16 protein-coding genes are annotated in these 19,933 nt (G+C 58.4%); 4 read left to right on the top strand and 12 right to left on the bottom strand.

The features are described from left to right. From FS819_RS21780 to FS819_RS21755, 6 genes are read right to left on the bottom strand one after another with little or no spacing between them, the layout of a single operon-like run. Positions 1-1,053 carry a carbohydrate ABC transporter permease gene (locus tag FS819_RS21780; RefSeq protein ID WP_156550347.1) on the bottom strand — a complete coding sequence of 351 codons (1,053 nt, stop codon included), beginning with the start codon at positions 1,051-1,053 and terminating at the stop codon, positions 1-3. Between the two features lies 1 nt (position 1,054). Continuing rightward, positions 1,055-2,044: a carbohydrate ABC transporter permease gene (locus FS819_RS21775; protein WP_070147383.1), complete on the bottom strand. Its 990-nt coding sequence runs from the start codon at positions 2,042-2,044 to the stop codon at positions 1,055-1,057. Then, entirely contained in the window at positions 2,041-3,159 is a 1,119-nt protein-coding gene (locus FS819_RS21770; RefSeq protein WP_156550348.1) for an ABC transporter ATP-binding protein, read from the bottom strand. Before FS819_RS21770 ends, FS819_RS21775 begins: the two co-directional genes overlap by 4 nt. 23 nt (positions 3,160-3,182) lie before the next feature. Further along, on the bottom strand, positions 3,183-4,511 hold the full coding sequence (gene pglB, locus FS819_RS21765) for a polygalacturonase PglB (RefSeq protein WP_156550349.1): 1,329 nt from the start codon (positions 4,509-4,511) through the stop codon (positions 3,183-3,185). Beyond that, entirely contained in the window at positions 4,508-5,617 is a 1,110-nt protein-coding gene (gene bglB / locus FS819_RS21760; RefSeq protein ID WP_156550350.1) for a beta-galactosidase BglB, read from the bottom strand. Before bglB ends, pglB begins: the two co-directional genes overlap by 4 nt. A 12-nt stretch (positions 5,618-5,629) precedes the next feature. Then, a complete protein-coding gene (locus tag FS819_RS21755) occupies positions 5,630-8,146 on the bottom strand; it encodes a hypothetical protein (protein ID WP_156550351.1) in 2,517 nt (838 codons plus the stop codon). A 190-nt stretch (positions 8,147-8,336) separates the two neighbouring features. Here FS819_RS21755 and FS819_RS21750 point away from each other — a divergent pair, with 190 nt between their 5' ends. From FS819_RS21750 to FS819_RS21740, 3 genes are all read left to right on the top strand, one after another. Beyond that, the gene (locus tag FS819_RS21750; RefSeq protein WP_156550352.1) at positions 8,337-9,614 is read left to right on the top strand and encodes an ABC transporter substrate-binding protein; all 1,278 of its coding nucleotides are present in this window, start codon (positions 8,337-8,339) and stop codon (positions 9,612-9,614) included. Positions 9,615-9,757: 143 nt separating this feature from the next. Next, entirely contained in the window at positions 9,758-10,918 is a 1,161-nt protein-coding gene (locus FS819_RS21745) for an alpha-hydroxy acid oxidase (protein ID WP_156550353.1), read from the top strand. 100 nt (positions 10,919-11,018) lie between these two features. Next, positions 11,019-12,365 carry an MFS transporter gene (locus FS819_RS21740; RefSeq protein WP_156550354.1) on the top strand — a complete coding sequence of 449 codons (1,347 nt, stop codon included), beginning with the start codon at positions 11,019-11,021 and terminating at the stop codon, positions 12,363-12,365. A 42-nt stretch (positions 12,366-12,407) separates the two neighbouring features. Here FS819_RS21740 and glnT read toward each other — a convergent pair whose 3' ends face one another. From glnT to FS819_RS21710, 6 genes are all read right to left on the bottom strand, one after another. Then, positions 12,408-13,715, bottom strand: a complete 1,308-nt coding sequence (gene glnT / locus FS819_RS21735) for a type III glutamate--ammonia ligase (RefSeq protein ID WP_234624842.1) — start codon at positions 13,713-13,715, stop codon at positions 12,408-12,410. An 83-nt stretch (positions 13,716-13,798) separates the two neighbouring features. After that, positions 13,799-15,127, bottom strand: a complete 1,329-nt coding sequence (locus tag FS819_RS21730) for an FMN-binding glutamate synthase family protein (protein ID WP_156550355.1) — start codon at positions 15,125-15,127, stop codon at positions 13,799-13,801. Positions 15,128-15,146: 19 nt separating this feature from the next. Beyond that, positions 15,147-15,833 carry a GltB/FmdC/FwdC-like GXGXG domain-containing protein gene (locus tag FS819_RS21725; RefSeq protein WP_156550356.1) on the bottom strand — a complete coding sequence of 229 codons (687 nt, stop codon included), beginning with the start codon at positions 15,831-15,833 and terminating at the stop codon, positions 15,147-15,149. A gap of 10 nt (positions 15,834-15,843) precedes the next feature. Continuing rightward, positions 15,844-16,749 (bottom strand): class II glutamine amidotransferase, encoded by a 906-nt coding sequence (locus FS819_RS21720; RefSeq protein WP_156550357.1) that lies wholly within the window; start codon positions 16,747-16,749, stop codon positions 15,844-15,846. 89 nt (positions 16,750-16,838) lie between these two features. Further along, the gene (locus FS819_RS21715) at positions 16,839-17,498 is read right to left on the bottom strand and encodes a helix-turn-helix domain-containing protein (protein WP_156539742.1); all 660 of its coding nucleotides are present in this window, start codon (positions 17,496-17,498) and stop codon (positions 16,839-16,841) included. A gap of 38 nt (positions 17,499-17,536) precedes the next feature. Then, positions 17,537-18,490, bottom strand: coding sequence for a GlxA family transcriptional regulator (locus FS819_RS21710; protein WP_156550358.1), 954 nt, complete (start codon positions 18,488-18,490; stop codon positions 17,537-17,539). A gap of 128 nt (positions 18,491-18,618) precedes the next feature. Between FS819_RS21710 and FS819_RS21705 the strand changes: the two genes are divergently transcribed. Then, on the top strand, positions 18,619-19,869 hold the full coding sequence (locus tag FS819_RS21705; protein ID WP_156550359.1) for a sarcosine oxidase subunit beta family protein: 1,251 nt from the start codon (positions 18,619-18,621) through the stop codon (positions 19,867-19,869). The last annotated feature ends 64 nt before the right edge of the window (positions 19,870-19,933 follow it).

Raw genomic sequence — 19,933 nt, 5'->3', positions numbered from 1 at the left:
TTATTTCATCCCCGTCCCGGCAATGCCTGTGGTGATGTATTTTTGCAGGAACAGGAAGACCAGCGTCACCGGCATCAGGCTGAGGAAGGTCATAGCGAGGATATAATTCCACTGCACCGAAAACTCGCCCTGAAAAGCATTGAGCCCGACCTGTAGGGTGAAATTCTCGCGGCTGCTGAGCACGATCAACGGCCAGAGAAAGTCGTTCCAACGCCACAGCACCGAGAAAATCGCCAGCACCGCAAGCGCAGGCGCCGTCAACGGCAGGACGATCCGCCAGAAGATCCTGAATTCGCTGGCCGCATCCACCCTTGCCGCTTCGATCAACTCGTCGGGAATGGTCAGCATATATTGCCTGAGAAGAAAGACCCCGGTCGGCGAGGCAATGGTCGGGATGATGACGCCCCAGAGATTATCCACCAGCCCGACCCCGACAATGACCAGATAGGCCGGCACCATGACAACGGTGAGCGGGATCATCAAGGTTGAGATAATCAGCACGAACACCGCCTTGTCGCCCCGGAACCGGTATTTCGACAGGGCAAAGGCAGCCAAGGCATTAACGATCAGGGTGAGAGCCGTCGCCACAACGGTGACGAAGACCGAGTTCTTGAGGAAGGTCAGAAAGGCAAATCGGGTCAGCGGGTCCGTGTAGTTTTCCGTAGCAATCGTCAGGCTCTGGACCGGCGTGATCGTGCGGGTATCAACGCTGACCGGCGCCTGCGGGTTTTCGGGATCGACCATCTGCGCCTTCAGGCCGATGCGTCGGACCATCGCCATCTGCCGGGTCGTGCCATCCATGCTGACCTGCCAGAGGCTGAGCGGCTTATCATAGCCCTTGACCGTCACCTCCACCGCGTCTCGCGGCAGAAGCGTCGGTGGAAAACGGGTGATTTCGGCAGCCGGTTTCATCGAAGACAGGCCCGCCCAGACCACCGGCACCAGCACCGCCAATGTGCCGAGGATCAGCCAGAGCCAGGCCAGCACATCGGTCACGCCAATGCGACCTTGGCGGCGGGTGCGGGTCAGGAAAGTTACGGGATTGAGGCTCATATCACTGCTCCATTTTCTTGGAGAGGCCAAGTTGCAGCAGGGTCAGCACCAGCAGCACGCAGCCCATCAGGGTTGCCGCCGCCGAGGCGAGACCAAACAGCCGAAGATCGCTGCCAAACGCCATCTGGTAGATATATTGCACGATGAAACTGTTGGCTGTCCCCGGCCCGCCGCCATTGGTCAGCACCCAGGCTTCGTCGAAAATCTGCACGGAACGGATCATCAGCAGGATCAGCACCACCAGCAGGTTGGGTGCCAGCAGCGGCAGGGTGATACGAAACAACACCCGACGCGGCGTGGCCGCATCGATAGCCGCCGCCTCATAGAGGTCTTTGGGAATAGCCTGCAAGCCGGCCAGCAGGATCAGCGTGTAGAAGCCCATGTGAAACCAGACGGAGACCACGACGACGAAAAACCGCGACCAGCCAACCTCCAGCAGAAAGATTTCCGGCGGCACGCCGAGCATTTGCAGGAAGGCGTTGAGCAAGCCGTTGCGGTCCAGAAACCATTTCCAGATCAGGCCGATCACCACAGGTGACAGCAGCACCGGATAAAAGAACATCGCCCGGAAAAACCCACGCGCCACCATGGCGCGGTTGAGGATCAGCGCCGTGATCAGCGAGACCAGCAAGGTCGCCACGACATTGAAGCCGACAAACCAGAGCGTGTTCCAGATCGCAGTCCAGAACAGCGATTCCGTGCAGGTTCCCGGCTGCATATAATCGCCGCAGGTCAGCAATTGACGGAAATTGTCGAGCCCGACATAGGGGCGCTCGGAAACGAACAGATTGGTGCCACCGGTAAAGGCATAGCCGATGGAAATGGCAATCGGCAAAAAGGTGAAAATGCCAAACAGCACCAGATTGGGCGCCAGGAAGAAATACGGCATGCGCTTGCGGCCAAACAGCCGCTCCAGCCCGTTCAGCGGCGCTTCCACCACCAGCATGACGCGGTTCAGAGCGCGGTCAGCGATATCGGCAAACTGGCTCATGCGGCAAGGCCTCCGCTGACCTGTTGGCGGCGTCGGGTTAGCGCCAGGCCAGAGACCGGATCGAACACATGCACCGTGCCAGCCAAGGGCGCGACCGCCAAGCGGCTATCCTCCGGGGCAACGAAATGGCCGGGCTGATGCAGGATAACCTGTTCTTCCTGCCCTTCCATCCGACCATAGAGATAGGTCTCAGTCCCAAGGCTTTCGCAATAGGCGACAATGAACGGCAGGCCACCCGTCTCGACCCGCTGGAAATGCGCCGGGCGAATGCCAACCATGACCTCCTGGCCCGGCTTTGCCCCCGTCTCATCAACAGAGGCGGTGAGTTGCTGTGGATAGCCGACATCGATCAGCGCCTCGCCCTTCTGAAAACCGACGATCCGGCCTTTCAGCATGTTCATCCGGGGCGAACCGAGGAAGCCCGCCACAAACAGGTTGCAAGGATTGTTAAACAGATCGAGCGGCGTTCCCACCTGCTCGACCCGGCCCCCTTTCAACACCACGATCTTGTCGGCCATCGTCATGGCCTCTACCTGGTCATGGGTCACGTAGATCATCGTCGTCTTGATGTCGCGGTGCAGCCGGGTAATTTCCGCGCGTGTCTGGACCCGCAGGGCCGCATCGAGATTTGAGAGTGGCTCGTCGAACAGGAAGATTTCCGGTTCGCGCACAATCGCCCGGCCAATCGCCACACGCTGGCGCTGACCGCCGGAAAGCTGGCGTGGCTTGCGGTCCAGATAGGGCTCGATGGCCAGCATCCTTGCGGCTTCGGCGATCCGCGCCTCGATTTCGGCGCGCTTGAATTTCAGGTTTTCCAGCCCGAAAGCCAGGTTCTTGCGCACGCTCATATGCGGATAAAGCGCATAGGACTGGAACACCATGGCGATCTTGCGCTCGGCGGGCGACAGTTGAGAGACGTCGCGGCCATCAATGTTGATTGCGCCCGTCGTCACGTCCTCCAACCCGGCGATGATCCGCAGCAGGGTGGATTTTCCGCAGCCCGACGGACCGACAAAGACGACGAATTCGCCGTCTTCGATGGTCAGGTCTATGTCATGCAGCACTTTCACCGCGCCGTAGGACTTGTTGAGATCCTTGAGTTGCAACGCTCCCATATCATCCTCCCAGATGCATCAATTTACTGTTGGACGAAATCCAGCGGGTTCCAGCCCTCCGGCAGGGGCTGCGGCCTGTCGATGACGAGATCGTCTACAGTCAGTCCTTCCACCCCACGGGCAAACACGCCCGGCATTCCGCCCGGATAGTCGATCAGCCCGACAATGCGTCCGCCCGCGCCGCGCGTCCAGGCATTGGCCCGGCCATGAGCCTCCGGCGCGGGCGCAAGATCCGCATTGGTCGGGCGCATATCATAGCGCAACGCAGTGCCAAGCCCCCCGGGTTGCTGGGATAAATGCACCCGCCGCAACGCGACATCGTGAATACCGGCACCGGCCATGGAGACGAGATTGATCGTGCCTTCCATCCGCCCGGTGATGTCCTCGACAACAAGTCCCCTCACCGCACCCGCCGGGCGCTCCGGCACCCGGTCCACCACCGTCACCGTCAGCGCCTCGCCGGAGCCCCAGAACCCATCCGGGGTCTCATGGCAATCCAGGGTGATGCGCGAGAACCTGACATCGGAGACCTTGCCGCCATCGCGGGAAAAAATCCCCACGCCCCGGTTGGATTGTTCTACACGGCAATCCTCGAACACCACGCGGGAGAAGTCCCCGAAGCTTTCAGTCCCCAGCTTCAGCGCGCAGCTCTGGCTGGAGACGATGCAGCGGCGCACCAGCACATCCTCGCAGGTGCCAATCGCCTTGCCATCCGGCCCGACGCTGGTTTTCAGGCAGACACCGTCATCGGCGGTGGAGATCGTGCAGTCCTCGATCAGCACCCGGCGGCAGGCGTCAAGCACGATGCCATCGGTATTGGGCAGGCGGCAATTGTTGCGGATCGCCACATTGGCGAGGCTGACATCCTCGCAATTGACGAAATGCAACGTCCACATCGGCGAGTTTTCGACTTGGAGATGGTCGAGACGCACGCCCCGGCACCCCTCCAGCACCAGAACACGCGGCCGAAACTCCGCCGGGATGAACACGCCGACGCTGACATCGTCACCGGCGATGAATGCGTCTCCGCCAGCATCAATACGGCCCGGCCCGGTCAGGGCGATAGCGTCCGCGCCGCGCGCTACCAGCATGCCCCGGTTGGATTTTTCGGCAATGACCGAGACGATATTGTCGCCATAGGCCTGATAATCCGGCACAGGCCGCAACACTGCCCCCTCACCCAGATGCAGATCGACACCGGAGCGAAGCGTCAGCCCGCCAACCTGATGCGATCCGGCGGCAAGCGAAACCCTGCCGCCCCCCGAGACGGACACATGCTCTATTGCCGCCTGAATGGCTTGTGTACGGTCGCCGTCCTGATGATCGATGACAATGTCCAGCGCCTGCGTCATATGGTTTTCTCCTGGGTCGCAGCCGCTTGGGCAAGTGCCACATCCGTCAGCAACAACAGAGCCAAGGCCTGACCATAGGGGGTCGGCAGATTGGGAATACGCCGGTAGAAATCCAGATCATGCCCCATCGGCGTACCATCCGAGACACCCAGCACCACACCTTCATCATCGATATGGCGCAGCACGGCGGCAAGGGCGCGGTCGGCATGGAGCTTGTCCTCTACCGGCAAAATACCCGCTTCGATGCCGCGCAAAATGCCATAGGCAATCCCGGCAGTGGCCGAAGTTTCCAACGGTGAGGTCGGATCATCCAGCAGCGTGTGGAACATGCCGTCCTCGCGCTGGAAGGCCTTCAGCGAGCGCAACTGGCTTTTCAGCACATTGGCCAGAAAGCGGCGGTCTTTTTCCGCGAGATCCGGCACTAGGAAAAACAGTTCGGGGATCGCCACGGTGATCCAGGCATTGCCGCGCGCCCAGAAGGCACGGGCAAAGTTATGACGACCGATAAAGGTCCAGCCATGATACCAGAGACCGGAGATCGGGTCCGACAGATAACGGGCGTGGATCATGAACTGATAGACGGCCTCATCAATCCAGTCCTTGCGGCCAAAATGCACACCGGCCTGCGCTAGAAACAACCCGGCCATGAACAGGGTATCATCCCAAAGCTCACCTTCGTTCAAGCGCTCCTTGACCACATGCTGAAAGCCGCCATCCTCGGTTTTAGGCAGGCTTTTCACCAGCCATTCGGCCCAATCCCCCACCAGCGCATTGAAATCGGGCCGGTCCACGTGACCGATCAGGATGGCGAGCGGCAACATCGGCGCCGTGCTGTTGATCTGGCGCGGCGGCAGGCCGCGACCGATCTGCATGGCATACCAATCGACGAGATCATTGATTGCCTTCCTGTCCCCATTGGCGATGGCGCGGCGCAGGAAGCCATAGAGACCGACGCCCACTTCCCAATCCCATTCATCAAACTGGATGCCGCTTGCACTGCCTTCCCCGCTTAGGCCTTCCTTGATGCCCTTGAGGCGGCTGAATGCCACCGCCACCTTGTCGATTGTCTGCTGAAGGCCCAAATGGCCGGTCTCTGCCTGATGCATGGTCTGATCCATCTACTGATAAAGAGGGGTGGTTTCACCCTGATCCGGATGTGCGCTGTCATAGGTCAGCACCGGTTGCGGCTGTTCATGTTGGAAAGGCAGCGGACGTGTCCCCAGCTGAAAATCGCCGTCATAGGATAAAAACAGCGCCTCACGACCCGGTGGCCGGACCCGAAGGGTTCTCTCCGCTGGGTCGAAGTCGATGTTGGTTGCTCGTGCCTTTTCACAGAAAATCTCGAAAGCCAGCACGTCCCCGGCTCCGACAATGGCCACCCAGCCCGAAATCGGTGCCAGCGCGCGCAGCTCTCGGCCTGCTGTCGCGCCGGCGTCCATCGGTTCCAGGCCGTGGCTGTTGTACAGGGCGGCAAACCCTTGTCCCGAGCGGGCAAACACCCAGTTCTCCTCAAGGATCACCTCGTCCAGACCGTCAATGCCCAGATAGGCGTGGGCAAACGGCAGGCGTCCGCCTTGCGTATCGGCAATCAGCAGGGCGGTATCGCCATGTTGCGCCACCCTCGGCAGGATGCCGCTTCCTGCCCAATAGGAGGGACGCTGCGATCCCCACGGATCGTCCTCGCCGGGATGATTGATCCAAAGCCGCGCCATCGGATGGCCAGCCAGCCTGATATCGAGCACATGCTGCTGATGGCCTTTTCGTCCTGTCTTGTGATCGACCACTGTCGAAAGCTGCGAGGCATAGGTCTTGAACACCACCAGCTTGCCGCTCTCCAGCCCTTGCGCATAACGCGCCTCGATGCTGCGCCCTTCGCTCAGCATCGCCAGCGCAGCGAGGTCCTCCGGCGGCTGATAATGGCTGGCGCAGAACATGGGCAGGGAGGCGACACCGCCATTCAGCCAGCCCTCGCCAAACGCCACCCAGGCGAAAGGCGCCAGTTCCGTCAGCGGCCCGGCCCGCAATTCCTTGTCATAGGCGCGGCCCTGCGATCCCGCAGGCACGCCCGCCAGCGTATGCAGGGCAATCATCCGGAAAATCAGGTCCAATTGCTGGCGAGCGCGGGTGGCGATGTCAGGTTCCGCCCAATGTTCCAGCGCCAGCAGGCCAATGAAATCAATCGGGTAATAGGCGGCGGAATTCCATTCTGCCAATCCATGCGCCTCGACGCTGTCAAACCAGCGATGCAGACGCTGACGGGCCAGCGCTGCCTGCTGTACACCCGTGCGGCCAGACGCGGAAAACACCGCATCCGGCATCAACTGACCGGCCAGGATCTGGCTGGTGTGGAAGCAGAGAACATGGTTCTCGCTCCAGAACCACATCGTGTCATTGCCCGGCTCATCCACCCAATAGCGATAGTTGAGCACCGATTGGCGCACCCGCTCGTGCTGGTCCGGGGTCAAAACATCTGCGTAAGCGCCAAGCAGCCACAGCAGCGGCACAAGAATGAAATCCGAACAATCCTCTCGCCGGTCGATAGAGGCAAGTGTCTCGCTCAATAGCTTCTCCAGCTCCGCGTCATCCACCTGCCCGCAGGCCGCCATGGCCAGCACCCGGCCGATGCGCGGCGCACCATGGAGGGCCGAGTAGGCAAGCGCCTGCTGTTTGCGCTCCCTAAGGCTATCCTGCGAAATCTCCGGCTGTAAGCGGGTGAGAAAAGCAGCATCAATCACCCGGCTCGCCACACTGGCGCCCTCACCCATGCGCAGCCGCACGCCGTGATAACCATCGGCAATACCAAGCGTTTGCGGCACGACAAGGGTTCTGTCCCCGGCGCGCAGCACCGCCTGCGCCTTTGCCAGCACGGCACGCTCATGGCCATGGCTGTAGACGGTGATCTCGACCGGAACATCGGTCTGCGGCGCCTCATCGAACAGTAATTCCAGCGGTTGACCGCAAAACACATCGCGAGCGGGACGCACGCTGCGCATCAGCCGTTCCAGCCGGGCAACCGTCGCCCCATCCAGAACCGCGGGCAAAAGCACGGCAATCGGCTCTGCATCCGTCACTTCCAGCTCGACAAACCAGACCGTGTCGCGTTCCGCCAGGTCTTCGGTGTGAACCAGAATGTCATTATCGCCCTCGGCCAATTGCAGGATGACATCCGACATGGATTCGAAATTGCGCCGGAACGGTTCGAAGCGAACCTGCTCCACGCCATTCACCCAGATCCGCACCCCACCGCAGGTCTTCAGCCGCAGCGCCAGGCTTCTCGCCGACGCTGCCCGGAACGTGCCGCGCAGCCAGCGGCGCACATGGGTTGGAACATGCCAGAAATGGGTGAATTCCACCCGACGATTGGCGCCCGGCAGATTGAGGTGATCAGGCTCCCAGTCGCACTCCGGCGCCAGATCGCGCCCGACCATCGTCGCCCAGAACGCCTTGCGGCACGGCAGATCGCCGACATCGACGAAGCCGTTGATGAAGCGGTAATCGACGCGGTCCTCGGCGGGTGCCGCAACACCTGCAAACACACTGGCAGTGAGCGGCGAGACCAGCCAGGACGTGATCGTCTCGCCTGTACGAACTTCATAAACCGGATCTTTTGCTGCTGACACGTAATGATTGTTCATGGCTCGCCTCCCTGCGATCATGAAAATATTTTTTAACTCGTCGAATTTCGATAGAAAAATCAGAGATCGCCGAATTTTCACCAACGAAACAGCTTGACGATGCGTTTGTCAAGTCGCAAAAAGAGGGTGGAGGAGCGCAACATTGAGGATTGTCGCGCTATTTATGAAAATATTTTTATGGGAGAGAATCATGTTGAAAATTCTGTCCGGCGTCAGCGCCATCGTCTTGTCGGCGCTTGCACTCAGCCATCCGGCCTTTGCCGAAACGAAGACCATCACCTTTCTGTTCACCGATGACGATCAGTCCTATGTCGAGCATATGGCGGCGCTGAGCAAACAGTTCGAAGCTGCTCATCCTGACGTGAAGGTCAATTTCGTGTCCTCGGGCTATGATGCTGTCGCCAAGCAATTGCCGGTGCAACTGGCTGTCGGCGAAGGCCCGGATCTGGCCAAGATCACCGATTGGCAATTGGCACCCTTCTATCTCGACATGCGGCCCTACATGAAGGACCCGGATGGTTACGCGAAACTGCATGGCGAAAGCCTCAACCAGTTGCGCCTGCCCGGCGTCAACGACCCGAAATCGATCAATGGCTATGTCGCCTCGCAGACCCTGAACCTGCCCTTCGTCAACAAGACATTGTTCGAGCAGGCGGAAGAGCCGCTGCCCGGCCCGAAAGCAACGCTGAAGGACATTGTCGAGGCTTCCGCCCGAGTGGCTAAAAAGACCGGCGTGCAGATCCCCTTCACCATGGACCGTTCCGGCCACCGGTTTTCCGGCGCGGCCTTTTCCTATGGCTCGTCCTATGTGAAAGACGGCAAGTTCAGCTTTCCCGACGAGGCCGCCAAGACCTATATTGCCGATCTCTACAACTGGACGAAGGATGGCAGTTTTCCCAAGGAAATGTGGGGCGCTGCTGGCGGCTCGCAATACAAGAACATGGGCGACGAATTCGTCAACGGCAATGTCGTGACCTATCTGGCCGGCAACTGGATGGTCAATCCGTTCCAGAAGAAGATCGGCGACGCCTTCGAATGGACGGCAATCAACGCGCCCTGCGGCACCGCTGGCTGCTATGCCATGCCGGGTGCCACCGCCATCGCCGGCTTCAAACGCACCAAATACCCGGAAGCCGTCGCCCAATTCATCGAATTTCTCGGCTCCGAGAAAGTCCAGCGCGAGATTGCCGAAAACTACGTGATCCTGACGGGCGCGGAGATCGACAAGCCACAATACAAGCTGACGGACGATAACGCCAAGGCGTCCATGGCCGTCTTCAACGACAACGAAAAGAACGTGCCGCAGGAAGCACGGATCTTTGAAAAGAAAAAGGGCGGCTCGGCGCTTTACCAGCAAATCGTCCAGCGCATGAGCCAGTTGATCGTCGGCGAATTGACGCTGCAACAGACCTATGACGCCCTGGCCGCCGATATCGACAAGATCAACGTGGCAACGGCGACGAAGTGAGCCATTAGGCGTGAGACAGTGTAAAGGCCGTCCAGCAATCTGGGCGGTCCTCTTTGTGAATGGCCACTCTTCCCTTGCAACCGCCGAAATTTGGCCGCACACCATGTCCAAAACGATGTACCGATTTGAAAGGACAAGGTGCCATGCCCACAGCATTGACAATCGATGACCTGAAACGTCAAGCCAAGCGCCGTGTCCCGAAAATGTTCTTCGACTATGCCGATAGTGGCTCCTGGAGCGAAAGCACTTACCACGCCAACGAGAGTGATTTTTCCCGCATCAAGCTGCGTCAGCGGGTTCTGGTCGATATGACAGAACGGTCGCTGGCAAGCACGATGATCGGTGAACCTGTCACCATGCCGGTGGCGCTCGCTCCGACCGGAATGACTGGCATGCAGCATGCGGATGGAGAGATTCTTGCGGCGGAAGCAGCGGAGGCTTACGGCGTGCCTTTCACGCTGTCCACCATGAGCATCTGCTCGATTGAGGATGTTGCGCTTCATACGCGCCGCCCCTTCTGGTTCCAGCTTTACGTGATGAAGGACCGCGATTTCGTCCATAGCCTGATCGACCGCGCCAAGGCGGCGCGCTGCTCTGCACTGGTGTTGACGCTCGATCTGCAAATCCTCGGACAACGCCACAAGGACCTGCGCAACGGCCTGTCGGCTCCCCCAAAATTCACCCCGAAACATCTCTGGCAGATGGCAACCAGGCCGCAGTGGTGCATCGGTATGGCCAATACGCGGCGGCGTCATTTCGGCAATATCGTCGGCCATGCCAAAAACGTTTCCAGCCTGTCTTCGCTCTCGGCCTGGACGGCGGAACAGTTCGATCCGAAATTGTCCTGGAGCGACGTCGCCTGGATCAAGGAGCGTTGGGGTGGTAAATTGATCCTCAAGGGCATTCTCGATGTGGAAGACGCCCGCGCCGCAGCCGATAGCGGGGCGGATGCGATTATCGTCTCCAACCACGGTGGCCGGCAACTGGATGGCGCGCCGTCATCGATCTCCATGCTGACCTCGATTGTCGAAGCGGTAGGAGACCGGATCGAAGTGCATATTGATGGCGGTATCCGCTCGGGCCAGGACATGTTGAAGGCCTTGGCCCTGGGTGCCAAGGGAACCTATATCGGCCGACCTTTTCTCTACGGGCTTGGTGCGGATGGACGGGCTGGCGTGCAGAGAGCCCTGGAAATCATCGCCAGGGAGCTTGATATCAGCATGGCGCTTTGCGGCAAGCGGCTGATTTCAGAGGTGGACGCCTCGATCCTGATGGGCAATCCCTTCGCTGCGGGGCCTTGCTGAACCAATTCTCTCACCCTTCACGTGTAAATCCTGTTCAGCACCTTGAAATCCGGTGCATAATCGGCGACCAAACTGGATAGTTTTTTCGCAAGGCAGGATCATGTCCCCCATCAGCACTCCGCCATCGCCTCCCCGTCAGCTTACCCGCGCAGATTTTCGCACACTCGGGCTTTCAGCCTTGGGCGGGGCCTTGGAATTCTACGATTTCATCATCTTCGTGTTTTTCGCGGGCGTGATTGGCAAGCTGTTCTTCCCAGCCAACATGCCGGACTGGCTGGTGACGATCCAGACCTTCGGCATCTTTGCTGCCGGCTATCTGGTTCGCCCCCTGGGCGGGTTGATCCTGGCCCATTTCGGTGATGTGTTTGGCCGCAAGAAAGTCTTTGCCTTCTCCATTCTGCTGATGGCGCTCTCCACCCTCGGCATGGCCGCCATGCCCACCTATGCCTCCATTGGCATTGCCGCACCCGTGCTGCTGATCGTCATGCGACTGTTGCAGGGTGTTGCCATCGGCGGAGAAGTGCCGGGTGCCTGGACCTTCGTATCGGAACATGTGCCGTTTCGCCGGGTGGGCTTTGCCTGCGGTTTTCTCTGCTCAGGCCTGACGCTTGGCATTCTGCTGGGTTCGTTGATCGCAACCGTCATCAATTCGATGTTCACGCCGGAAGATGTCGCCGCCTATGCCTGGCGCATCCCCTTCTTCCTCGGTGGCTTCTTCGGCCTGGTTGCCGTCTACCTGCGCCGCTGGCTTCAGGAAACCCCTGTTTTTGCCGAGATGCGTCAGGCGCGGACAACGGTGATGGAACTGCCGCTGAAAACCGTGCTGCGCGATTATCCGGCTGCCGTCATCATTTCCATGGCCTTGACCTGGGTGCTCGCTGCCTGTCTCGTCGTCACCACGCTGATGACTGCCACGCTCCTGCAAAAACTCTATGGCTACAGCGCCCAGATTGCGCTATCCGCCACCAGTTTCGGCACATTGTTCCTGATTTTCAGCACAGCGGCATCCGGCGCAATTGTCGATAAATTCGGTTCCGGGCGGTTTTTAATGGTTGGGAGCGTATTTTTAGCCGCAGCGACCTTTGCTTTCTACACCTATGCAAGCGTTTCGGTTCCAGTTCTGTTTGTGCTCTACGCCGTGATGGGCCTTTCCGTGGGCATTGTCGGGGCCGTGCCTTACGTTATGGTGCGCGCCTTTCCCGCACCTGTCCGCTTCACCGGCCTGTCATTTTCCTACAATGTCTCCTACGCGATTTTCGGCGGATTGACGCCGATTGCGGTGGCCAGCCTGCTGCCAATCAACCCGATGGCACATGCCTATTACCTGCTGTTCATCGCCGCCCTCGCCTTTGTGCTCGGCGTCTATCTGACGCTGAAAGGCGATGGGATCGAGGCGAAGGCCGGGATAGAGGAACTGGCAAGCCGCCAGACAACAGCAACGCTTTAATTCGAAAGCCGGGGGCGGCGCTGCCCCCGGCTTCACATCCGGTCAAATGTCCAGTGTTGTCTGGTGCTCCCATGGGGTGAATTGTGAACAATAGCTCGTCCACTCCCCATGCTTGAGCTTGAGATAGGCCGAGGAGAACTCCTCTCCCAAGGCCTGTTGCAACTCGGTGTCAGCCTCATAGGCCCGAAGCGCATCCAGAAGGTTCAGCGGCAGTTTCGGGGCGTCGGTCACCGTATGACCTTCGCGGTACATATCGATGTCGTAATGCGGGCCGGGATCAGCATTGGTTTTGAGGCCAGACAGGCCAGCGGCAATGATGATCGCCTGAAGCAAATACGGGTTCACTGCACCATCGGGCAGGCGCAGTTCAAACCGACCCGGACCCGGAACGCGCACCATATGGGTGCGGTTGTTGCCAGTCCATGTCACGGTGTTGGGTGCCCATGTGGCGCCGGAAACCGTGCGCGGCGCATTGATACGCTTGTAGGAATTGACCGTGGGGTTGGTGACGGCAGCCAAGGCTGATGCATGTTTCATGATGCCGCCGAGGAAGGTTTTGCCCTTGGCAGACAAGCCAAACGGCATGGCCTTATCGGCAAAAGCATTGACCTTGCCATCATTATCCCACACCGAGATATGGGCATGGCAACCATTGCCCGTGAGACCCTTGAAGGGCTTGGGCATGAAGGTGGCGCGAAGCCCATGCTTCTCGGCCACAGATTTGACCATGAATTTGAAGAAGGAATGCTTATCGGCGGTTTTCAACGCGTCATCATATTCCCAGTTCATTTCAAACTGGCCGTTGGCGTCTTCATGGTCGTTCTGATAGGGTTTCCAGCCCAGTTCCAGCATGTGATCGCAGATTTCGGCAATCACATCATAGCGGCGCATCAAGGCCTGTTGGTCGTAGCAAGGCTTTTCAGCGGTGTCGAATTCGTCGGAAATCGTCTTACCATCTGCCGAGATCAGGAAAAATTCCGGCTCAACCCCGGTCTTGACCCGAAGCCCCATAGAGGCGGCCTCTTCAACCAGCTTTTTCAACATCACGCGCGGAGCCTGCTCCACCGGCTTGTCATCCATCACGCAATCGGCGGCGACCCATGCCACGTCTTTTTTCCATGGCAATTGGATCACGGAAGAGGCATCTGGCACTGCAAACAGATCGGGGTGGGCGGGGGTGAGGTCGAGCCAAGTGGCAAAGCCTGCAAAGCCTGCGCCATCCTTTTGCATATCGGCAATGGCTTGGGCTGGCACCAGCTTGGCACGTTGCGCGCCAAACAGGTCAGTATAGCTGATCATGAAATATTTGATGCCGCGCTCAACGGCGAATTGTGCAAGGTCCTGTGTCACGTCGTTCCCCTGTTTTTATGGATTGAGACACATGTTGAAAGGAAAGGCCGCGCCCTTGGGAGGAATGCGCGGCCAATAGGCTGTTAGAAACCGGCTTTGCCGGGATACCAGTTGGTGCCAGCCAGCGGCACTTGCGCCATGGCGGCGGCTTCCATGGTGAGGGCCACCAGATCTTCCGGCTCCAGATTATGCAGACGGTTATGGCCGCAGGCGCGGGCAATGGTCTGGGCTTCCAGCGTCATCACCTTGAGGTAATTGGCCAGACGGCGACCAGCCAGAACCGGGTCAAGCCGCTTCATCAATTCCGGGTCTTGCGTGGTAATGCCTGCCGGGTCTTTGCCTTCATGCCAGTCATCATAAGCGCCAGCGGTGGTGCCGAGTTTTTGATATTCCTCTTCCCACTTCGGGTCATTATCGCCAATCGCCACCAGCGCTGCCGTGCCAATCGCCACCGCATCGGCACCCAGCGCCAGAGCTTTTGCCACATCCGCACCAGAGCGAATGCCGCCAGAGATGACCAATTGCACCTTGCGATGCATACCAAGGTCTTGCAAAGCTTGAACGGCGGGGCGAATGCAAGCCAGCGTCGGCATGCCAACATTTTCGATAAACACATCCTGCGTCGCTGCCGTGCCGCCCTGCATGCCATCCAGCACCACCACATCGGCTCCGGCTTTTACGGCCAGCGCTGTGTCGTAATAGGGCCTTGCGCCGCCAACCTTGATATAGATCGGCTTTTCCCAATTGGTGATTTCGCGCAGTTCCAGAATTTTGATTTCCAAATCATCCGGCCCCGTCCAATCTGGGTGGCGGCAGGCCGAGCGCTGATCAATGCCCTTGGGCAAGTTGCGCATAGCGGCCACGCGGTCAGAAATTTTCTGGCCCAGCAACATGCCGCCGCCACCGGGCTTTGCCCCTTGGCCAACCACGACTTCAATGGCGTCAGCGCGGCGCAGATCCTTCGGGTTCATGCCATAGCGTGAGGGAAGATATTGATAGACCAGCGTTTGGCTGTGGCCGCGCTCTTCATCGGTCATACCGCCATCACCCGTGGTGGTCGAAGTTCCGGCAATGGTCGCACCCCGGCCAAGGGCTTCTTTGGCGTTGCCCGACAGCGCGCCAAAGCTCATGCCAGCAATCGTAATTGGCGTTTTCAGATGGATCGGCTTTTTGGCAAAGCGGGTGCCCAAAACCACCGATGTGTCGCATTTTTCGCGATAGCCTTCCAGCGGATAGCGCGAAATCGAGGCTCCGAGAAACAGCAGATCATCAAAATGCGGCACCTTGCGCTTGGTGCCTGCGCCGCGAATATCATAAATTCCAGTGGCGGCAGCGCGGCGGATTTCTGCCAGCGTATAATCATCAAAGGTCGCGGATTTGCGCGGCGGGGTATTGGGATTATGATAGCTCATTGGTCTTCTACCCCTTGCCTTAGTAGGCGTCTGCGTTATCGATGTTGAAATTGTAAAGCTTGCGGGCAGAGCCATAGCGCTTGAACTCTTCGGGCTTCACATTGGTGATTCCGGCTTTCGTCAGAAGCTCCGCCAGCTTTTCCAAATGTTTGGGCTTCATCTGTTTTTCGATGCAATCAGCACCAAGGCTTTTCACCGTGCCTCGCACAAACAGCTTGGCCTCATAGAGTGAATCTCCCAAGGCTTCACCGGCATCGCCCAGCACCACCAAATGGCCGGATTGGCCCATAAAAGCGGACATGTGGCCGATATTGCCCTGCACGACAATATCAATACCCTTCATGGAAATGCCGCAACGCGAGGCAGCATTGCCCTTGATCACCAGCAACCCGCCTTGGCCGGTGGCCCCGGCATATTGGCTGGCATCGCCTTCAATAATCACGGTGCCAGACATCATGTTTTCAGCCACACCGGGACCGGCGGAGCCATGCACGGTGACGGTGCCACCATCATTCATGCCCGCGCAATAATAGCCCACAGACCCCTTCACCTCGACGGTGACAGGACTATCAATTCCAACCGCCACGGCATGGTGGCCGCGTGGATTGATGATTTCAAAAGCGGTGTCATTGGCCCCGGATGTCACCGCATGCAAAGCACTGTTCAGCTCGCGCAGCGGGGTTTGGGAAAGATCGAAGACAGGCATTATAAATCCCTCAAGCTGCTTTTTCGTGGTCCCAGAAGTAAACGGTGGCAGGCTCCGGCTCCCAGATGCGGGCTGTATCGATACCCGGCAGATTGACCAGTGCCCGATATTCAGAACCAAAAGCCACATATTGGTCCGTCTCGGCCATCACCGCTGGCTTGCAGGCAATGGGATCGCGCACCACGCCAAAGCCGGATTTGGTGCCGACGACGAAGGTGAAAAAGCCATCGAGGTCACCCAGCGCGCCGGTTAGCGCCTGTCCCAGATCCTTGCCCTTGGCCATTTCGGCCGTGAGGTAAGCGGCGGCCACTTCAGAGTCGTTCTGAGTCTCAAAAGTGATGCCTTCACGGATCAGCTCGCGGCGCAAATTATTGTGGTTGGAGAGCGAGCCATTGTGCACAAGGCATTGATCGGCCCCCGTGGAAAACGGATGCGCACCCAACGTTGTCACCGCACTTTCCGTTGCCATACGGGTATGGCCAATGCCATGGCTGCCGCCCATGGCGCGCACATCAAAGCGGGCGACAACGTCCTTAGGTAGGCCGATTTCCTTGAAAATCTCAACACTTTCACCCGAACCCATGATGCGCACGTTCGGGCGAATTTCGCTCAAAACACCGCGTATGTCGCCAAGCTTTGCTGCATCAATATCAATCACCGCATGGGTGCTTTTCACCGTCACTTGTGCCGGAATTCCTGCCTTGGTGAGATCAGCATCAAGGCCAGCAAAATCCACCGACGGTTCCGGTGATTGCACGGTGATTTTCGCCTTACCCTTGCTACCCGCGCCATAAATCGCGATGCCCGCAGAATCCGGGCCGCGATCGGTCATGGTGATCAGCATATCCGAGAGCATGGCTCCCAGCTGAGGTTCAAGGCTCTTGTCTTTCAGGAACAATCCAACAATGCCGCACATGGTCAGCCTCTCCATTTGTCGTTGGACAATGGCTAACAGGCGCGTTTGATAAAATCAATCATAAAGAATAAAATTTTCCTTTAAGGCAATTATTTTTGATGCGGGTATGAAATGATGGAGAGGTAACGGGCAGGCAGTGTCACCAGTTCTTCGGGGCCATGCGGGGCGTCGGCATCAAAAAACAGGCTATCGCCCGGCTGCATCCGGTAGAGGCTCTCACCATGGCGATAGACCACCTCGCCCTCCAGCATGTAGAGAAACTCCATGCCCTCGTGCTGGAAGGTGGGAAATACATCGGATTCGGTGTTGAGCGTGATCAGATATGGCTCCACCACCACGCCGGAGGTGTTGTTTTCAATATGACCCAGCAAGCTGTAATGGTGGCCCGCGCGCGTGCCGCGCCGCTCCAGATGCACGCCTTCACCTGCCTTGACAAAGCTTGCGCTGCGCGGCTCCTCATAGCCTTTGAAGAAGGCAGTCATCGGCACGCCGAGCGCCTTGGAGAGCGATTGCAGCGTCGAGAGTGAGGCGGAAATATTGCCATTTTCAATCTTCGACAACATGCCAACCGACATGCCCGTGGCCGTTGCCAGATCGGCAACCGTGATGCCGAGTTTTTTTCGAAAAGTGCGCACTTCATGGCCAATGGCCATTTCCAGATTGTTGGCCCGTGGTTCGCGCACAGCATGGGGGTCTTGCGCCAATATTGCCTTGGCCGCCTTCGCTGCCTTTGTCTCACTCTTGGCCATGCCTGCCCCTTACTCCGTGCCTACAACAGTTCGTGATCTTACGATCTAACCGATTTTGGCTGAATGCCAAACTGCTGTTTGAACGAGCGTGAAAAATGCGAGGCGCTGGAAAAGCCTGTGGCAAAGGTAATTTCCGACAGCGACAGTGGGCTTTGCTCCAGCAATTTGCGGGCATGGGAAAGCCGCATACGGCGGTAAGTGTCATGAAAACTCGCCTGCATATGATTGGCGAACAACCGATCCAGATGCCGGGGTGTGATGCCCACCAGCCGCGCAATCGCTTGCCGATTCAGCGGGTTTTCCAGCGTCGCTTCCATTTTTTCCAAAGCCGTCACAAGGGCCGGATGGTGGGTGCCAAAACGCTCCACCGATGAGCCACGTTGCGGGGCGCTCGCGTCCGTTACGGCGGTGTGCAGATACCAATCGCTGACCCGGCGGGCAAATTCCAGTCCCATCCGTTCGCCAATCAGGGCGTGCATCATATCCATCGGGGCAACGCCACCGCCGCACGTTAGCCGATCACCATCCAGCACATAACGGGCCTGTCGTGGGGCAAGGTCGGGAAAGGCTTCCCGAAGGGCAGGGGCGTGTTCCCAGTGAATGGTAAAATCCCGCTCCTGCAACAGACCCGCTTGTGCTAGCACATAAGCCCCGCTGGAAATGCCGCCAATGCGCACCCCTTGGCGGGAGAGTTTGCGCAAAGTTGCGTGCATGTCACTGGTATGAATCCAGTCTATCGGATTGCCGCCCGCGACCACAAATAATGTGTGACAGTTCGCACCTTCCAAGGCCAAATCTCCGCACGGAATATCAAAGCCCGCCGAACAGCGCACAGCCTCGCCCCGCATGGAGAGCGGCCTGATTTCATAAAGCTGTGTTTGCGCCAGCAGATTGGCGGCGCGCAGCGGCTCGGTGGCCGATGAGAAGGACATCAGCGCAAAATTGGACGTGAGGATGAAGCCATAAGTCTGGGTGGTGGAGTTTTCGGTCATGTCCTTTTTATATCGTGAAATGTCTTTTTTGTGCAATTTGAATTGGAGGGAAACATCTAGTCTTCTCACCAATGTGCGGTGGTCACCAACCATCCCCCGTCCACCAAATCCTGAAACGAGCGGGCATCATGCGCTATTCGGCTTTGTCGATTTTTCTGAACGGTCTTCGCGGCAATAAAAACTGGGCCGCCCATTGGCGACAGCCAGAGCCAAAGCCGCATTATGATGTGGTGATTGTTGGCGGCGGCGGCCATGGTCTGGCCACGGCCTATTACCTCTCCAAAACCTTCGGCATCAAAAACATTGCCGTGGTGGAAAAAGGCTATATCGGCTCTGGCAATGTTGGGCGCAACACCACCATCATCCGCTCCAATTATCTGCTGCCGGGCAACAATCCGTTCTATGAATTCTCCATGAAACTGTGGGAAGGGCTGGAGCAGGATTTCAATTTCAATGCCATGGTCTCGCAGCGCGGCGTGGTCAATCTCTACCATTCTGATGCCCAGCGCGATGCCTATACACGGCGCGGCAATGCCATGCGTCTGCATGGGGTGGATGCCGAATTGTTGGACCGCGACGCCATTAAAGCCATGCTGCCGTTTCTGGATTACGACAATGCTCGCTTCCCCATTCAGGGAGGCTTGATGCAGCGACGTGGCGGCACGGTGCGGCATGACGCGGTGGCTTGGGGCTACGCCCGGGGTGCGGATAGCCATGGTGTGGACATCATTCAAAACTGCGAGGTCACCGGCATTCGCCGCGAGAACGGCAAAGCGGTGGGCGTGGAAACCACCCGTGGCTTTATCGGCTGCGGCAAGCTGGCGCTGGCGGCTGCGGGCAATTCATCCCGCGTGGCTGAGATGGCGGGGCTGAAATTGCCGATGGAAAGCCATGTGCTGCAAGCCTTTGTCTCGGAGGGACTAAAGCCCTTTATCGATTGCGTTGTCACCTTTGGCGCGGGCCATTTCTACGTCTCCCAATCGGATAAAGGCGGCCTGGTGTTTGGCGGCGATATTGATGGCTACAATTCCTATGCCCAGCGCGGCAACTTAGCCACCGTCGAGCATGTGGCCGAAGCGGGCAAAGCGATGATTCCGTCATTGTCGCGCATCCGTGTGCTGCGCAGCTGGGGTGGCGTGATGGATATGAGCATGGATGGCTCGCCAATCATCGACAAGGTGCATCTGGACAATCTCTATCTCAATTCCGGCTGGTGCTATGGCGGCTTCAAAGCCACGCCTGCCTCTGGCTATTGCTTTGCCCATCTGATCGCCAAGGGCGAAAGCCATGAAACTGCCCGCGCCTTCCGGCTGGATCGGTTTGCACGCGGCCACATCATCGATGAAAAGGGCCAGGGTGCCCAGCCGAACCTTCACTAGAATCTGTCAGGTTCAGATTGAACCTGACAGATTCTAGATTCTTTTGTTGTCGTTTGTCTTTTCG

Source organism: Allorhizobium sp. Av2 (genome assembly GCF_021462805.2).
GTDB classification, from domain to species: domain Bacteria; phylum Pseudomonadota; class Alphaproteobacteria; order Rhizobiales; family Rhizobiaceae; genus Allorhizobium; species Allorhizobium vitis_G.
This window is presented reverse-complemented; position numbering and strand designations above follow the sequence as displayed.

Excerpts from the sequence above, each read along its gene's own strand:
- FS819_RS21780 (WP_156550347.1), bottom strand. The coding sequence starts at position 1,053 with ATGAGCCTCAATCCCGTAACTTTCCTGACCCGCACCCGCCGCCAAGGT.
- FS819_RS21775 (WP_070147383.1), bottom strand. The coding sequence starts at position 2,044 with ATGAGCCAGTTTGCCGATATCGCTGACCGCGCTCTGAACCGCGTCATG.
- FS819_RS21770 (WP_156550348.1), bottom strand. The coding sequence starts at position 3,159 with ATGGGAGCGTTGCAACTCAAGGATCTCAACAAGTCCTACGGCGCGGTG.
- pglB (WP_156550349.1), bottom strand. The coding sequence starts at position 4,511 with ATGACGCAGGCGCTGGACATTGTCATCGATCATCAGGACGGCGACCGT.
- bglB (WP_156550350.1), bottom strand. The coding sequence starts at position 5,617 with ATGCATCAGGCAGAGACCGGCCATTTGGGCCTTCAGCAGACAATCGAC.
- FS819_RS21755 (WP_156550351.1), bottom strand. The coding sequence starts at position 8,146 with ATGAACAATCATTACGTGTCAGCAGCAAAAGATCCGGTTTATGAAGTT.
- FS819_RS21750 (WP_156550352.1), top strand. The coding sequence starts at position 8,337 with ATGTTGAAAATTCTGTCCGGCGTCAGCGCCATCGTCTTGTCGGCGCTT.
- FS819_RS21745 (WP_156550353.1), top strand. The coding sequence starts at position 9,758 with ATGCCCACAGCATTGACAATCGATGACCTGAAACGTCAAGCCAAGCGC.
- FS819_RS21740 (WP_156550354.1), top strand. The coding sequence starts at position 11,019 with ATGTCCCCCATCAGCACTCCGCCATCGCCTCCCCGTCAGCTTACCCGC.
- FS819_RS21730 (WP_156550355.1), bottom strand. The coding sequence starts at position 15,127 with ATGAGCTATCATAATCCCAATACCCCGCCGCGCAAATCCGCGACCTTT.
- FS819_RS21725 (WP_156550356.1), bottom strand. The coding sequence starts at position 15,833 with ATGCCTGTCTTCGATCTTTCCCAAACCCCGCTGCGCGAGCTGAACAGT.
- FS819_RS21720 (WP_156550357.1), bottom strand. The coding sequence starts at position 16,749 with ATGTGCGGCATTGTTGGATTGTTCCTGAAAGACAAGAGCCTTGAACCT.
- FS819_RS21715 (WP_156539742.1), bottom strand. The coding sequence starts at position 17,498 with ATGGCCAAGAGTGAGACAAAGGCAGCGAAGGCGGCCAAGGCAATATTG.
- FS819_RS21710 (WP_156550358.1), bottom strand. The coding sequence starts at position 18,490 with ATGACCGAAAACTCCACCACCCAGACTTATGGCTTCATCCTCACGTCC.
- FS819_RS21705 (WP_156550359.1), top strand. The coding sequence starts at position 18,619 with ATGCGCTATTCGGCTTTGTCGATTTTTCTGAACGGTCTTCGCGGCAAT.